General features: G+C 72.5%; 20 protein-coding genes. 9 read left to right on the top strand and 11 right to left on the bottom strand.

The window, feature by feature from the left end:
• Positions 1–21: 21 nt before the first annotated feature.
• Complete coding sequence (locus J2S66_RS35705) at positions 22–303, bottom strand: hypothetical protein (protein ID WP_310313847.1); 282 nt, start codon at positions 301–303, stop codon at positions 22–24.
• A 113-nt stretch (positions 304–416) separates the two neighbouring features.
• Here J2S66_RS35705 and J2S66_RS35700 point away from each other — a divergent pair, with 113 nt between their 5' ends.
• Entirely contained in the window at positions 417–1,301 is an 885-nt protein-coding gene (locus tag J2S66_RS35700) for a helix-turn-helix domain-containing protein (protein WP_310313844.1), read from the top strand.
• Positions 1,302–1,324: 23 nt separating this feature from the next.
• Entirely contained in the window at positions 1,325–1,606 is a 282-nt protein-coding gene (locus J2S66_RS35695; protein ID WP_310313841.1) for a DUF397 domain-containing protein, read from the top strand.
• Positions 1,607–1,680: 74 nt separating this feature from the next.
• Here J2S66_RS35695 and J2S66_RS35690 read toward each other — a convergent pair whose 3' ends face one another.
• Both J2S66_RS35690 and J2S66_RS35685 read right to left on the bottom strand, forming a co-directional pair.
• On the bottom strand, positions 1,681–2,112 hold the full coding sequence (locus tag J2S66_RS35690) for a hypothetical protein (protein WP_310313838.1): 432 nt from the start codon (positions 2,110–2,112) through the stop codon (positions 1,681–1,683).
• A 295-nt stretch (positions 2,113–2,407) separates the two neighbouring features.
• Complete coding sequence (locus tag J2S66_RS35685; RefSeq protein WP_310313836.1) at positions 2,408–3,874, bottom strand: SulP family inorganic anion transporter; 1,467 nt, start codon at positions 3,872–3,874, stop codon at positions 2,408–2,410.
• Between J2S66_RS35685 and J2S66_RS35680 the strand changes: the two genes are divergently transcribed.
• Positions 3,867–4,004: a hypothetical protein gene (locus J2S66_RS35680; protein ID WP_310313835.1), complete on the top strand. Its 138-nt coding sequence runs from the start codon at positions 3,867–3,869 to the stop codon at positions 4,002–4,004. The two genes, J2S66_RS35685 and J2S66_RS35680, sit on opposite strands and share 8 nt — an antisense overlap.
• A 666-nt stretch (positions 4,005–4,670) precedes the next feature.
• On the opposite strand, the gene J2S66_RS35675 is transcribed toward J2S66_RS35680, so the two are convergent.
• Positions 4,671–5,099 (bottom strand): anthrone oxygenase family protein, encoded by a 429-nt coding sequence (locus J2S66_RS35675; protein ID WP_310313834.1) that lies wholly within the window; start codon positions 5,097–5,099, stop codon positions 4,671–4,673.
• An 82-nt stretch (positions 5,100–5,181) separates the two neighbouring features.
• On the opposite strand from J2S66_RS35675, the gene J2S66_RS35670 reads away from it, so the two are divergent.
• Both J2S66_RS35670 and J2S66_RS35665 read left to right on the top strand, forming a co-directional pair.
• Entirely contained in the window at positions 5,182–6,105 is a 924-nt protein-coding gene (locus J2S66_RS35670) for an AraC family transcriptional regulator (protein ID WP_310313831.1), read from the top strand.
• 52 nt (positions 6,106–6,157) lie between these two features.
• Positions 6,158–6,514, top strand: a complete 357-nt coding sequence (locus J2S66_RS35665; protein WP_310313829.1) for a hypothetical protein — start codon at positions 6,158–6,160, stop codon at positions 6,512–6,514.
• Here the strand turns inward: J2S66_RS35665 and J2S66_RS35660 are convergent.
• From J2S66_RS35660 to J2S66_RS35645, 4 genes are all read right to left on the bottom strand, one after another.
• Positions 6,511–7,143, bottom strand: a complete 633-nt coding sequence (locus J2S66_RS35660; protein ID WP_310313826.1) for a class I SAM-dependent methyltransferase — start codon at positions 7,141–7,143, stop codon at positions 6,511–6,513. The two genes, J2S66_RS35665 and J2S66_RS35660, sit on opposite strands and share 4 nt — an antisense overlap.
• A 21-nt stretch (positions 7,144–7,164) precedes the next feature.
• A complete protein-coding gene (locus J2S66_RS35655) occupies positions 7,165–7,908 on the bottom strand; it encodes an HD domain-containing protein (RefSeq protein WP_310313824.1) in 744 nt (247 codons plus the stop codon).
• Positions 7,909–8,009: 101 nt separating this feature from the next.
• Positions 8,010–9,389 (bottom strand): glycine--tRNA ligase, encoded by a 1,380-nt coding sequence (locus J2S66_RS35650; RefSeq protein ID WP_310313822.1) that lies wholly within the window; start codon positions 9,387–9,389, stop codon positions 8,010–8,012.
• Positions 9,390–9,437: 48 nt separating this feature from the next.
• Positions 9,438–9,818 carry an antibiotic biosynthesis monooxygenase family protein gene (locus J2S66_RS35645; RefSeq protein ID WP_310313819.1) on the bottom strand — a complete coding sequence of 127 codons (381 nt, stop codon included), beginning with the start codon at positions 9,816–9,818 and terminating at the stop codon, positions 9,438–9,440.
• Positions 9,819–9,835: 17 nt separating this feature from the next.
• On the opposite strand from J2S66_RS35645, the gene J2S66_RS35640 reads away from it, so the two are divergent.
• From J2S66_RS35640 to J2S66_RS35630, 3 genes are read left to right on the top strand one after another with little or no spacing between them, the layout of a single operon-like run.
• Positions 9,836–10,102, top strand: a complete 267-nt coding sequence (locus J2S66_RS35640; protein WP_310313817.1) for a hypothetical protein — start codon at positions 9,836–9,838, stop codon at positions 10,100–10,102.
• A 45-nt stretch (positions 10,103–10,147) separates the two neighbouring features.
• Complete coding sequence (locus J2S66_RS35635) at positions 10,148–10,549, top strand: ArsR/SmtB family transcription factor (protein ID WP_306747099.1); 402 nt, start codon at positions 10,148–10,150, stop codon at positions 10,547–10,549.
• Positions 10,546–10,977, top strand: coding sequence for a Fur family transcriptional regulator (locus J2S66_RS35630; protein WP_310313812.1), 432 nt, complete (start codon positions 10,546–10,548; stop codon positions 10,975–10,977). Before J2S66_RS35635 ends, J2S66_RS35630 begins: the two co-directional genes overlap by 4 nt.
• A 1-nt stretch (position 10,978) precedes the next feature.
• Here the strand turns inward: J2S66_RS35630 and J2S66_RS35625 are convergent, their stop codons facing one another.
• Both J2S66_RS35625 and J2S66_RS35620 read right to left on the bottom strand, forming a co-directional pair.
• A complete protein-coding gene (locus tag J2S66_RS35625) occupies positions 10,979–11,722 on the bottom strand; it encodes a TIGR03943 family putative permease subunit (RefSeq protein WP_310313810.1) in 744 nt (247 codons plus the stop codon).
• 28 nt (positions 11,723–11,750) lie between these two features.
• The gene (locus J2S66_RS35620; RefSeq protein WP_310313807.1) at positions 11,751–12,770 is read right to left on the bottom strand and encodes a permease; all 1,020 of its coding nucleotides are present in this window, start codon (positions 12,768–12,770) and stop codon (positions 11,751–11,753) included.
• 98 nt (positions 12,771–12,868) lie between these two features.
• On the opposite strand from J2S66_RS35620, the gene J2S66_RS35615 reads away from it, so the two are divergent.
• Positions 12,869–13,510: a hypothetical protein gene (locus tag J2S66_RS35615; protein WP_310313804.1), complete on the top strand. Its 642-nt coding sequence runs from the start codon at positions 12,869–12,871 to the stop codon at positions 13,508–13,510.
• Between the two features lie 137 nt (positions 13,511–13,647).
• On the opposite strand, the gene J2S66_RS35610 is transcribed toward J2S66_RS35615, so the two are convergent.
• Entirely contained in the window at positions 13,648–13,920 is a 273-nt protein-coding gene (locus tag J2S66_RS35610) for a hypothetical protein (protein ID WP_310313800.1), read from the bottom strand.
• Position 13,921 lies beyond the last annotated feature (1 nt).

Below are 13,921 nucleotides of genomic sequence, written 5' to 3'. Positions count from 1 at the left end.
CCGGGCTCAGGGGCGGGGCGTTCACGACGCCGGGTCGGCGTCGACCCAGACCAGTCGCGCCGAGACGTCCTCGCCGCGACCGAACACCCGCAGCGCCCGCTCCGGCGACTCCGACCGCATCCGAACCCTGCCGTTCGGCGAGACCAGTTCTGCACGGTCGGGCCAGGCCATGCCCCACGCCGCGACCTCCGCGTCCTGGTGCGTGCCGAACTCGCGCAGCACCGCGAACAGGCGCGGCCTCTCGTCGGCGAGCAACTCGGTCACGAATTCCTCGTACTGCTGCTGCCCGGTCGTGAGCGACATGCCGACCGCCTCCGTGTCGTAGCCGATTGATCACCTGGTGTGGCGATACTGTGCTACGAGAAACCAGCACTAGAAACGGGAACCCGTTTTATTCACCTTTTCGGAGGACAACAGTGCGCCAGGACAACGGCGGAGCGATCAGCGCGACAGTGCGGCGGTGGCAGCTCACCGAGACGTTGCGAACGTTGCGTGAAAGCAGCGGATTGAGCATCGAACAGGCCGCCGAACTTCTTCGGAAAGGTACGGGAAAGTGGTCGCGCTCGAAACTCGGCCGGATCGAGACACGCGAACAAGGCGTCAAGCGGCACGACGTGGAGCAATTGCTGGACCTGTACGAGGTGGACGACCAGGGTATGCGCAACTGGATACTCGGCCTGGCGTCCACCGTGAACGAACGCGGCTACTGGCTGGCGCTCCGCAAGGACCTGCCCGGCGACTTCCACGAGTTCCTGAGCGTCGAAGCTGCACTCGTGGCGTTGCGCGAGTTCGAGACGATGGTGGTGCCGGGCCTGCTCCAGATCGCCGACTACACGCGGGCGCTGATCTACGGCGCCAACCCCGGCATGGGGTACGAGGTGGTGGACCGCCGCGTGATCGCCCGGCTGGCGCGGCAACAGGTGCTCGCGCGCCCGAACCCGTTGCGATTCCACGTGATCCTCGACGAGGCGATCCTGGAACGCCCGGTCGGCACACCGCTGGTGATGCGCAACCAACTCCAACGCCTGCTCGACACGTCGGAGGCCGACCACATCACGGTCCAGGTGCTCCCCAAGTCGGCAGGTGCGACCCCTGCCTTGCTCGGACCGTTCTCGATCCTGACGCTGCCCGACCCCATCCCGGACTTCGGCTACGCCGAAGGGCCGGGCGGCGCGGTCTACATCGAAGACCGCGCGGATGTCCGGACCTGCACCGAACGCTGGGGCATCCTCACCGAACGATCGCTGTCCCCGTCCGACTCGCTGGACGCGATCAGTGAGGCGGTGAAGACTTACGCGTAACCGAGGACAGCGGGGAGTGCGGGATGGCCGACTGGCGCAAGAGCAACTACTCCGGCGACGGCGGCACCGGGGGTGGCAACTGCGTCGAGGTCGCCCCACAGGGCCGGCGGTACGCGGTGCGGGACAGCAAGAACCCGGACGCGGGCACGGTCGTCGCCACCCGCGGCTGGCTCGACGCGATCAAGTCCGGCGCGCTCGACCAGTGCCGCACCTCGGAACGTCGACCCGTTGACCGGCCCGATGGGCCGGCGGTCCCGGACATCACGTCGTTGACGCAGGGCGGCGCCGAGCACGCCCGAAGGTGACCGGTGAGGCGATCCGGCAACGGATCCGCCCGATCACCAGAACGGCACCGCCTCACGGGGCATCACGGCGTTCCCTAGTACTCAAGTTCGAAGTCGCGGTGGTCGTCGGGGTCGACCGCCGCGACGAGCTTGTTCCCCCGCTTCAGGCTGGGGTCATACCTGGTGTCGTGCTCGATCACGAACTCGGGCACGTCCGGGCCCTTGATCAGGAGCCGGACGCGGACCGTGGCGTCCTCGCTGATCGGCTCCACGGACAGGACCACGGCGGTCGCGGGCAGACCCACCTCGTCCAGGCGCAGCAGCCGCCGCTTGGCGCGAGCGATACCGCGCCACACGGCGATGCCCAGCGGCAGCAGCACCGCGGTGAGCACGACGCCGACGGTGCCGCCGTCGTTGGCCGCGTAGACGATCGGTCCGGTGACCATCAGCGCCACGGCGAAGAGGTGCAGGACCACGTTGTCGCCCCGGTTGGCCCCGCGTACTTCGACGAACCCGTCCTCCGCCATTCCGGCACCTTAAGCGGGCCGTGGGGTGCCGTGGGCCGGGTTGGCGCGAGTGCGGCCGGACGGCGGACGGCGTGAGGGATCTGGCGCTGCGTCACGCGACCTCGGTCGGTACGGGTCCGGGTGCGGATGGGTGAGTCGGTGGCGAAGCCGGTCCTGGGCCGGGCTCGGGTGTTGCGCCGGCGGCAGCACCAGGACGACGGCGCACCGCCGACGTCGTGCCCCTGCGGATGGCGGTCGCCTCCGGGGAAGGCGCCACCGCACGCGGACACGACGTCCTCCGCGAGCGCTGCCTTCCTCAGTTGACGCGGTCCGCCGCCGGGTGGATCAGCTCCACCCCCTCGCGCTGCTCGGCCCACTGCTCGATGGCCTGGCCGCACGCCTGGTCGAGGTGGCGGACGCCGCTGAGGTCCACGCGCACGCGGCTGTCGTGCGGGAGGGCCTCCAGGGTCTCCAGCAGCCTCGGCAGGCGCAGGAACGTCGCGTTGCCGCGCACCGCCACGTGGTGGTGGTCCTCGCCGTGCGCGGTGACCGCGACGGTGAGCCGGGAGACGTCCCACGCGGTCTTCACCACGGCCGCGAGCAGGCCGACGACGGTGCCGGTGAGCAGGTCGGTCAGCACGATCGTGCCCGCGGTGAGGACGAGCACGGCCGCCTCGGCGCGGTCGGTGCGGAACAGCGCCCGCACGCCGCCCGGGTCGAGCAGCTTCCACCCGGCCTGCACGAGCAGCGCCGCCAGCACGGCGAGCGGCACGTAGGACAGCACGCCGGGCAGCAGCACGACGAACAGCAGCAGCCACGCGCCGTGCAGCACGCGGGACAGGCGGGTGCGGGCGCCCGCGTCCACGTTGGTCGCGCTGCGCACGATCACCGCCGTCATCGGCAGCGCGCCGAGGACGCCGCACAGGGTGTTGCCGACGCCCTGCGCGACCAGCTCGGTGTCGTACCGGGTGCGCGGGCCGCTGTGCATGCGGTCGACGGCGGCGGCGCTGAACAGGCTCTCGGCGGACGCCACGAGGGCGAACGTCAGCATCGCGCCCAGCACGCCCACGTCGAACAGGCCGAGGTCGACCAGGGCCACGACCTCGGTCAGCGGGCCGACCGAGATGCGCGGCAGCGGCAGCAGCAGGGCCACGGCGCTGGCCACGACGACGGCGACGAGCATGCCGGGCACGGCGCGCAGCGGCGTCCGCTTCCACAGCGCCGCCACGGTCAGGGTCAGCACGCCGACCGCCACGCCGCTCAGCCCCGCGGCGGTGGTGGACGCGGACGTGGCCAGGCCGGCCAGGCCGGCGAACTTCTCGTCGGTGGTCGCGGGCTGGGCCTGCCCGGCGAACGGGTAGAGCTGGCCGAGGACCAGCACGAGGCCGATGCCCGCCAGCATGCCCTGCACGACGGCGGGCGAGATGGCGCGGAACCAGCGGCCCAGGCGCAGCAGGCCCATGGCGACCTGGAGCAGGCCGGCGCCCAGGACGATGAGGCCGAGCGCGCCGAGTCCGTGGTCGGCGACCGCGTCGGCCACCAGCACGGTGAGCCCGGCGGCGGGGCCGCTGACCTGCATGGTGCTGCCGGGCAGCAGGCCGACGACGAGGCCGCCGACCACTCCGGTGATGACGCCCAGTTCCGCTGGCACGCCCGAGGCGACGGCGATGCCCACGCAGAGCGGGAGCGCCACCAGGAACACCACGAGGGACGCGCCCACGTCGGGCCAGAACGATGCCGCCCGCCCCGGTGGGGCGGACGAAGGTGCGATGTACGTGCTCACTCGACGACTCCGGAAGCTCGGGCAGCCGCTGGAGCGGCTGGAGGAGGTCGGTCCGGTGGGCGAGGACCTCACCGGACTCGATGTCGCGGGACCGGCCGCGCACCCGCGGGGCAGCGGTCACGGTGCGTGAGTCCGCGCGGGCGGACAGGTGGTCGGCGATTGCCCGCGGACGAGGTGGCGACCCGTTTCCGGGGACCTCTTCGCGAATGGGCGCGGGCGTGCCGACCCGACTGCGGGAATTCCACGTGCTTTCCCGCTCGTCGGCGGTCGGACGGTGCGTTGACGGCGGCGGTGGGGCGTCCGTCAGTGCCGGAACACCTGCAACGCGGATGGCGTGCACCATTCGCGGAGGTGGTCGGTCCGCCCCCGGCCGAGGAACGCGGGAGTGCTCGTGCGCACCCACCGGCGCGGCGGGCCGGCGAGCGGGCGCGAAGCCGGTTTCACGTTCCTGGCCGGCGAATACCCGGCCGACCAGGAACGGTGCTCGGGGGTGCCGCGACCCTCGCGCGGCGGTTCCTCCTCCGCCGCGCCGACCGCCGCGTGCGTCGCGGGCACAACCCGCGCCACGCGGGCGTGATCCAACGGTGATGGGCTGAGGACGGCGACGAGCGCCAATGCGATCACCGCGACAACGGCACGCGCCATGACACCCCCCGATGAGCTGCGTCTGCGTCAAGTGTCACAAAACGGGGTGACGTGAAGGTTAATGATGAGCCGCTTTTGCCCACTTCGGGAAATGTTCACTCGATCGTTCACGATAAATTCCATCAAACCGGTGAACCATTACCCAGGGTGATCACCAGTGGAGTGCGGCCAGCGCGAACGAAGCGCTCGCGGCGAGCGACGCGACGGCGCGCACGTGGTTGGCGGGCACCCACTGGCGCAGGTAGGCCGCCCAGTACCCGGGCCGGCGCTCCAGCTCGCCGTTGCGCGGGACGTGGAACACCGCGGTGAGCCCGAGCCCGCCGAGCAGGTACAGCGCCGCGCCCGCCCACGCCCACGGGTCGCCCTCGAACGCGGCGAGGGCGGACACCGCCGCCGTGGCGAGGAACAGCCCGAGGAACGCCGGGTTGAGCAGCGCGGTGTTGACCGACCGCATCGCGGCGGCGCCCTCCTCGGGCGCGAGCCGGCGCAACCCCGGCACCACCATCGCGGAGAACGCGAAGAAGACGCCCGCCATCATCCCGCAGCACAGGGCCGCGATCACCGTCACCGTGGGGAACACCGCCCCAGTGAACCGGGCGGGGAGGCCCGCTTCCATGGTCGAAGCGCCCGAACCCATGCGCGTTCGTCTCTAGGCTGGTCCCGTGGACGCACTCACCGGTTTGCTGGACGGTCCGCGGGCGCGCGGCGCGTTCCTGCTGCGCACCGTCCTGGAGCCGCCGTGGTCGCTGCGCGTCCAGGACCGCGCACCGCTGTCGGTGGTGGCCGTGGTGCGCGGGGACGGCTGGCTGATGCCCGACGGCGCGCCGCCCGTGCGGCTGCGCACCGGGGACGTCGCCGTGCTGCGCGGCCCCGAGGCGTACGGGCTGGCCGACGACCCCGCCACCCCCGTGCAGGCGGTCGTGCACCCCGGCGAGACCAGCACCACGCCCGACGGCGTCGAGCTGTGCGACCAGTGGTGTCGGGGCGTGCGCACGTGGGGGTCGGGCCCGGACGGGCCGGTCGTGCTGCTCAGCGGCACCTACCAGGTCGACGGCGAGGTGAGCCGGCGGCTGCTGTCGGCGCTGCCCCAGTGGCTGGTGGTGCCGCGCTCCGACCTGCCCGTCGTGCCGCTGCTGGCCGAGGAGGTCACCCGCGACCTGCCCGGTCAGGAGGCCGTCCTGGACCGCCTGCTGGACCTGCTGCTCATCTCCGTGCTGCGGGCCTGGTTCTGCCGCCCCGAGGCCAACCCGCCCGCCTGGTACTCGGCGCACGCCGACCCCGTCGTGGGGCGGGCGCTGCACCTGCTGCACGCCGACCCCGCGCACCCGTGGACGGTCGGTTCGCTGGCCGACGCGGTCGGCGCGTCCCGGGCCTCCCTGGCGCGGCGGTTCACCGAACTGGTCGGCGAGCCGCCGATGGCCTACCTGACCGACTGGCGCCTGTCGCTGGCCGCCGACCTGCTGCGCGAGCCGTCCGCGACCGTGGCGTCCGTCGCCCGGCAGGTCGGCTACAGCACGGCGTTCGCGCTGTCGACGGCGTTCAAGCGGGAACGCGGCGTCAGCCCCTCCGAGCACCGGGCCCGGTAGCAACGCGCGGGCCCATTAGCAACGCGCGGGCCCGTCGCGGCGATCCAGGGGTGTGGACACTTCCTCCGAGGACCTGGCCCGGCGGTTCGCCGGCGACATGGCGCGGGGCATCGCCGAACTGGCGCGCCTCGGCTACGACGCGAAGGTCTTCCAGGGGATGGTCGCCGACCACGGTGCCGTGGACGCCGCCCGTCGCCTGGTGCTCGACCCGCGGCCGTCCTACGGCCTGTGGCGGCTGAAGGAGCTGCGCAGGCTCGACAGCAGCGTCGAGATGTGGGTGCTGCTGCCCTGGTACGAACCGCTGTTCATCGACGTGGTCCGCGAGGCGGCGGAGCGCAAGCTGCGGCTGCTCGACGTCGACGTGGCCGCCGAACTGGCACGCCTGGTCACCCGTCTGTCGCCCGCTTAGGCGCGGCGTGCGAAGAGGATCGCCCCGGGGAACTCCCGGTACGGGTCGAGCAGGGTCCGCACCTCCACCTCGAAGCCCGCGCCGCGCAGCCACACCTCCACCCGCTCGGGCGGGCGGTGGTGGACGTGGACGCGCATGGGGTGCCCGCCGTAGCCCTCGGTCTTGAGGTGCGTCCTGTCACCGACGTAGAAGCCGAGCAGCAGCGGACCGCCCGGGCGCAGCACCCGCCGGAAGTGCGCCAGCACGCCCGGGACCTCGTCGTCGGGCACGTGGATGAGCGAGAACCAGGCGAGCAGGCCCGCCACCGAGCCGTCGGGCAGGTCGAGGTCGGTCATCGAGCCGACGTCGAACCGCAGCCGGGGGTGGTCGCGCCGGGCCACGGCGACCATCGCGGGCGACAGGTCGACCCCGAAGGCGTCCAGACCCAGCCCGTGCAGGTGGGCGGTGAGCCGGCCCGGTCCGCAGCCCACGTCCGCGACCGGTCCGCCACCCGCCGCGCGCACCAGGTCGGCGAACGCGGCCAGCGCGGCGCGCTGGTGCGGCGCGTCGGCGAGGGCATCGCGCAGCAGGTCGGCGTAGCCGTCCGCGACGGTGTCGTAGGAGGCGCGGGTGTCGGCCAGCCAGGTCATGGCCGCGGACCCTAGCGCCCGCTACAGGAAGTTGTTGGGCCAGATCATCGTGCGCCACATGTGGGCCACGGGCGAGCCGTCGAAGCCCAGGCCCTCGGCGGGCTGCCTGAAGTGGCGGCCGACGACGTCCTCGAACTCGGCGAAGTCGACGCCGTCGTCGTCCTGGAACGTGTAGACGTCGTTGATCGTGACCAGGCGGGCGCTCATGTACCAGCGGTGCGCGCGGACCTCGCGGTAGGCGTCGCGGACGTGCGCGGGCGGGGCGTAGTCGGGGCCGAAGAACGCGTCGTAGGCGTCCGGGTAGTCGTAGCCGACGGACGGGTCGGCGAAGAACCGCAGGACCTCGTGCTGGCGGACGGCCCAGGCCACCTCCTCGGACACGTACGGCGCCACCAGCTGCGCGCCCCAGTGCCCGTGGTGGCTGCGCAGCAGGCCGCCCACGGCGATGTCGTGCAGCAGGCAGGCCAGCACGACCGGCTCGTCCAGGCCGAGGTCGCGGGCGCGGCGGGCGCTGTGCAGCATGTGGCGGGCGGTGAACGGGTCCAGGCGCAGGCGGAAGAAGTCCGCCAGGGTCGGGCGCGCCGGCATCGGCGGCAGGGCCGGGTTGTCGCCCATCATGAACACCCGGCCGGGGGCGAGCCGGGCCAGCAGCTCCTCCCCCGACGCGTGGTCCTCCGTGCCCAGGGTGGCGACGTGCGGCAGGGCGGTCATCCGCTCCAGGCCCTCCTGGCCGGGCCAGGCGGTGTGGTCGGGGTGAGCGGGCATCGACGGTCCTCGTTCGCTGTGCGTGGTCGAAACGCACGGACCGTAGTCAAGATCCACAGCCGGGCGCGCGGCGGATCGCCGGCACGAACGGGTGAACCAGGTCAGGCGCCGACCAGCCGGGCCGCCAGGTAGCCCTCCAACTGGTCCATCGACACCCGTTCCTGCGACATCGTGTCCCGCTCCCGCACGGTGACCGCGTGGTCGGTCAGCGAGTCGAAGTCGACCGTCACGCAGAACGGGGTGCCGATCTCGTCCTGCCGCCGGTAGCGGCGGCCGATGGCGCCCGCGTCGTCGAACTCGATGTTCCAGTTCCGGCGCAGGGCGTCGGCCAGGTCCCGGGCCTTGGGCGACAGGTCGGCGTTGCGCGACAGCGGCAGCACGGCGGCCTTCACCGGCGCGAGCCTGCGGTCCAGGCGCAGCACGACGCGCTTGTCCACGCCGCCCTTGGCGTTGGGCGCCTCGTCCTCGCCGTAGGCGTCCAGCAGGAACGCCATCATCGGCCGGCCCACGCCCGCCGCCGGCTCGATGACGAACGGGCGGTAGCGGGAGTTGGTCGCCTGGTCGAAGTACGACAGGTCCACGCCCGAGTGGTTCGAGTGCGTGGTCAGGTCGTAGTCGGCGCGGTTGGCGACGCCCTCCAGCTCGCCCCACTCCTGGCCGCCGAACCCGAATCGGTACTCGATGTCCACGGTCCGCTTCGAGTAGTGCGACAGCTTCTCCCGCGGGTGCTCGTGGTGCCGCAGGTTCTCCTTCGAGATGCCCAGGTCGGTGTACCAGCGGGTGCGCTCGTCGATCCAGTACCGGTGCCACTCCTCGTCGGTGCCCGGCTCGACGAAGAACTCCAGCTCCATCTGCTCGAACTCGCGGGTGCGGAAGATGAAGTTGCCCGGCGTGATCTCGTTGCGGAAGCTCTTGCCGATCTGGCCGATGCCGAACGGCGGCTTGCGGCGCGACGTGGTCTGCACGTTGAGGAAGTTCGTGAAGATGCCCTGCGCGGTCTCCGGGCGCAGGTACCGCAGGCCCTCGTCGGTCTCGACCGGGCCGAGGTGGGTCTTGAGCAGCCCGTTGAACATCCTCGGGTCGGTGTAGCGGCCCACGACCCCGCAGTGCGGGCACGGCACGCCGGACAGGTCGGCCGCGGGCTCCCCGGTTCGCTCGGCGTGCTCCTCGACCAGGGTGTCCTGCCGGAACCGCCGGTGGCACGCGGTGCACTCGACCAGCGGGTCGACGAACGCCTCGACGTGACCGGACGCCACCCACACCTCGCGCGGCAGGATCACCGACGAGTCCAGGCCCACGACGTCCTCGCGGCCCCGGACGACCTGGTTCCACCACTGCCGCTTGACGTTCTCCTTCAGCTCCACGCCCAGCGGGCCGTAGTCCCAAGCCGACCGCGTGCCCCCGTAGATCTCGCCGCACGGGTAGACGAACCCCCGGCGCTTGCAGAGGCTGACGACGGTCTCGACGCGATCGGCTGCCACGGACTCTCCATCGGGAGACGCTGAACGGGGACGCCAGGGTAGTACCGACTAGCGCGGGGTCGCCGGGCCGCCCGCCTCACCCAGCCGCACGGTGGACGCGTCCTGCGCGACCAGGCTCACCTCGCGCCGCACCTCGCCGCCCGAGGCGACCAGCAGCGGCTCGTAGGCGGCCGGTTCGTCGGCGTTGGCCTCCGACAGCAGCGGCACGACGTGCTCCCGCACCTCGAACGGCGACATCGCCCGCCGGTAGGCGACCACCGAGTCGAACTCGACGGTCAGCACGAAGCGGTCGGCCTCGTCGGTGGACCGGGACAGCTGCGCACGCCGGCAGCCGGGCTGGGCGGTGAGCAGCGACAGCGCGCGGTCGACCCGCCCGGTGAAGTCCGCGACGGAGGCTTCGGGGACGGTGAAGCGGCACACGAGCAGCACGGTGCAAGGATGCCACGGTGGCTGGTGACTCCAAGCGGACCCTGATCCCCGGCGCCGGACCCCTCGCGCGGGTGCCCGCGCCGGCGGCGTTCCTGCTGGTCCTCGTGCTGTTCGGGCTGGGCGTGTGGCTCCGGGGCGCGGTGGGGGCCGCGCTGCTGGGCGTGCTGGCGGCCGGCGTGGCGGTGCTGCTGGCCGTGACGTGGCCGCTGCTGGCGCCCTCCGGGCGCGTCCTGCGGGTGCTCGTGCTGGCCGTACTGGTGCTCATCGCCGTTTCGGTGCTCTAGCGCCGTAGTATCGGTGGTGAAAATCCATATCACCGTGGAGGCGACGTGACGGTCGGGGTCAGGGGCGAGCACGTCCACTCGGCTGAGCGCGTCGTGCCCGAGCCCGCGCCACCCAAACCGGCGCGCACCCTGTCCGCCGCGGGCGAGCTGCTCAGGGCGCTCGCCGCGCCGGTGCGGATCGCCATCGTGCTCCAGCTTCGCGAGGCGGACCGGTGCGTGCACGAACTGGTCGAGGCGCTGGGGGTGGCGCAGCCGCTGATCAGCCAACACCTGCGCGTGCTCAAGGCCGCGGGCGTGGTGCACGGCGAGCGGCACGGCCGCGAGGTCGTCTACCGGCTCGTCGACGAGCACCTCGCGCACATCGTGGTCGACGCGGTGACCCACGTCGACGAAGGTCCGCGTGGTATCAACGAGGCCGACCGGACCACCCGGACGGAGGAGATGTGACCACTAGCGAGCGCCCGACCACCGCGGTACCCGGGCTGCGTTCGACGAAGCAGCGCACCGCGGTGTCCAAGCTGCTCGACTCGCTCGGCGAGTTCCGCTCCGCCCAGGAGCTGCACGAGGAACTGCGCAAGCGCGGCGAGGGCATCGGCCTGACCACCGTCTACCGCACCCTCCAGTCGCTGGCCGACGCCGGCGAGGTCGACGTGCTGCGCACCGACACCGGCGAGGCCATCTACCGCCGCTGCTCGGCCCATCACCACCACCACCTGGTGTGCCGCAGGTGCGGCCGCACGGTCGAGGTCGAGGGCCCGGCGGTGGAGAAGTGGGCCGACCGCGTCGCCGCCGAGAACGGGTTCGTCGAGGTCAGCCACACCGTGGAGATCTTCGGCACGTGCCGGGAGTGCTGCGACAAGGCGGCGACGTCCTAGCTCAGCCCTCGTAGGTGTCCTCCGGCTGCGGCACCGGCACGACCTGCGAGACGCTGAACGTCGGCACCCACTTCGTCTCCTTGGTCGCCGAGCCCGGCACGACGCGCCCGGTGACCTCGACCCACTGGTCGTCGGCCAGCGCCGCGAAGTCCCGGCCGACCAGCTTCGCCTTCACCGGTGAGGCGTCGGCGGCGCAGCAGGAGATGGTCAGGCGCGCCACGAACACGTCGCCGTCCTTGCGCACCACGAACCCGGTGAGCCGCACCGTGCGGTCGTCGAGGGAGCCCGAGTCGTCCCACGCGGTGCGGGTGACGAACTCGCCGATGGTCAGCGGCACCACCTCGTCCGGGGGCAGCGGCGCGAACCCGCTCGACGCCTGCCCCTCCTGGACGGTGTTGCGGTCGGACCGGTTGACCACGTCCGCGCCGAGCGCCGGCGGGCTGATCAGGAACACCGCGAGCACCGGCAGCAGCAGCATCCAGGGGCTGCGCGACGACCCGTGCTCGTGATCGTCGTGGCCCGGCTCGTGCCCCTGCTCCTCCTCATGCCCCTGGTCCTGCCGCTGCCCGGCCCGGACGTCGCGGACGATCGCGACGAGCGCCAGCACGACCATGACCGCGCCGGTGACGACGAGCCAGGGTTGCAGCGACTCCTTCACGTAGCGCAGGTAGGTGCCGCTGAACGCCAGCTTGAGCAGGGCACCGCCGAGCAGCACCAGCAGGATGTTCTGCGTCTCACGCCTCATGGCTCTCGCCCCTCACGGGTCGCACCTCTCACAGGAACACCGCTCCGGCCGCCAGGGCCGACGCGATCGCCACCACGAACGTGGCCGGGGCGAAGCGCGCCGCGAAGGCCTTGCCGAACGCGCCCGACTGGAGCGCGATGAGCTTCACGTCGACCGCCGGGCCGACCACCAGGAACACCAGGCGCGGCAGCAGCGGCAGCGCCGACATGGAGACCGCGACGAACGCGTCGGCCTCGCTGCACAGCGCCAGCACCACCGCCAGCAGCGCCAGCACCAGCACCGCCAGCACCAGCTGACCGCCGAGGGTCTCCAACCACGAGGCGGGCACCAGCACGTTGAACGCCGCCGCGAACACGCCGCCGAGCACGAGGAACCCACCCGCGTCGACCAGGTCGTGCCGCGCGGTCTCGGCGAACACCAGCCAGCGGTTGCGGCCGTCGTGGTCCGGCAGCCGGCGCAGGGCCCGCTCGGCGATCCAGTCGGCCTTGCCGAACCTCGTCCACAGCCACCCCATGACCATCGCCGTGAGCAGCGACCCGGCGAACCGCGCCGGGACCATCATCGGCGCGTCCCGGAACGCCACGGCCGTGGACACCAGCACGATCGGGTTCACCGCGGGCGCGGCGAGCAGGAACGACAACGCCACCGCCGGCGCCACGCCCTGCTGCATCAACCGGCGCGCGACGGGCACGGACGCGCACTCGCAGCCCGGCAGCGCGACCCCCGCGACCCCGGCCACCGGCACGGCCAGCGCGGTGCGGCGCGGCAGCGCCCGGCGCAGGGCGCTCGCCGGGACGAACGCCGCGATGGCGCCGCTGATCAGCACGCCGAGGACGAGGAACGGCAGGGCCTGCACGCACACGGCGACGAAGACCGTGGACGCGGTGCGCAGCACCGGCACGTCCAGCACCCCGACCAGCCAGTCCTGGAGCAGCAGCGCGAGCACGAGCACCCCGCACAGCACTTCCAGCGACGTGATCCTCCACCGCGGCGGCCCGGACCGCGGGCGCGACCCTCGGATTTCGCCAGTGATTGTCACTTTCGACATGATGCCAGAGCAGCTCACGACCGCATATATGCCTACAGACACGTCCCGGGGCGCGGAAGGATCACCGCATCGACGCGCACGGAGACCACCGGAACGACATGAGCGGGCAGGTCCGGGGAGACCTGAACGTCCAGGCGCGCACGATCGGGCGGATCGACCACGGCAACCGGGAGCGCTGGGGCGTCGTCGCGCTCGCCGTGCTCGGCCTGGCGCTGGTGACCGCCGTGGTCCTGGTCGTGGCGCTGACCACGAGGACCGACGCGACCGCCTACCAGGTGGAGGGCACGGGGCGACCGGGAAGCGCGGACCCGCTGCCCGCCACCTCCACGCGGACCTCCGCACCCGCGCGCACCTCCGGGCCCGCCGCGCCCCCGTCGGACGGGCTGGAGGTACGGCTGGAGCGCGGCACCGCCCTCGACCTGGACATCGGGCAGACGGAGGGGCAGCGGGCCGCCGGCGCATCCGGTCCGTTCGACGTGCACCTGGACCAGTTCAACCTGCTCAGGTCCAACAGCGGCGGCGTGCACCCCTACACCGGTCCGCCGTCGGAAGCAGGTCGGTGGTGCGCCGACACCCTCGCCGCCGAACCGCGTGCGGACCCCGTCTTCGCCACCAGCCCCGGTCTCCGGTACTGCTTCGCGACCTCCGACGGGCACCCCGCCACCGTCACGGTGAAGGAAGCCGACCTGGCCACCTACGACACCGGCCACGTGGTCCTCGACGCGCGAGTGTGGCGCTGACCGGCCGGGGTGTCGGTCAGGAACCGCCGGAGGCTCCCGCTCCCGTCGCGGAACGGCATCGCGTGTGCGTCGATCCTCTGTGCGTCCGACACGTTCGCAGTCGTCACGCCGGTGGAGGTGGCGGACGGGCGGCCCCGCTACTCCGCGTCGTCCGCTTCCTCGCGCAGCTCGGCGATCGTCGCCAGCACGTCGGCCGCCTCGGTGACCGGCAGCAGCGGCTCCACGACGGCGGTCACGCCCTGCCCCGCGGCGACGACGTCCTCCGCCAGCCGCACGGCCTCGTCGCGCTCGTACGGGCCGCACACGAACGACGCCCACTCGTCACCCGCCGACGCCTCGAACGTGACGGCCCACGGCAGGCCCTCGACGTCGCTCTCGTCGTCGGGCTCGTACACGATCACACCGGCCACG

Source organism: Saccharothrix longispora, assembly GCF_031455225.1.
GTDB lineage: Bacteria > Actinomycetota > Actinomycetes > Mycobacteriales > Pseudonocardiaceae > Actinosynnema > Actinosynnema longispora.
Note: the sequence above shows the minus strand (reverse complement) of the source record. Positions and strands in the feature narration are given on the sequence as shown.

Bases quoted from the DNA above. Each gene is read 5' to 3' on its own strand.
- J2S66_RS35655 (WP_310313824.1), bottom strand. From the start codon at position 7,908: ATGCCCGCTCACCCCGACCACACCGCCTGGCCCGGCCAGGAGGGCCTG.
- J2S66_RS35625 (WP_310313810.1), bottom strand. From the start codon at position 11,722: ATGAGGCGTGAGACGCAGAACATCCTGCTGGTGCTGCTCGGCGGTGCC.
- J2S66_RS35660 (WP_310313826.1), bottom strand. From the start codon at position 7,143: ATGACCTGGCTGGCCGACACCCGCGCCTCCTACGACACCGTCGCGGAC.
- J2S66_RS35705 (WP_310313847.1), bottom strand. From the start codon at position 303: ATGTCGCTCACGACCGGGCAGCAGCAGTACGAGGAATTCGTGACCGAG.
- J2S66_RS35615 (WP_310313804.1), top strand. From the start codon at position 12,869: ATGAGCGGGCAGGTCCGGGGAGACCTGAACGTCCAGGCGCGCACGATC.
- J2S66_RS35620 (WP_310313807.1), bottom strand. From the start codon at position 12,770: ATGTCGAAAGTGACAATCACTGGCGAAATCCGAGGGTCGCGCCCGCGG.
- J2S66_RS35690 (WP_310313838.1), bottom strand. From the start codon at position 2,112: ATGGCGGAGGACGGGTTCGTCGAAGTACGCGGGGCCAACCGGGGCGAC.
- J2S66_RS35695 (WP_310313841.1), top strand. From the start codon at position 1,325: ATGGCCGACTGGCGCAAGAGCAACTACTCCGGCGACGGCGGCACCGGG.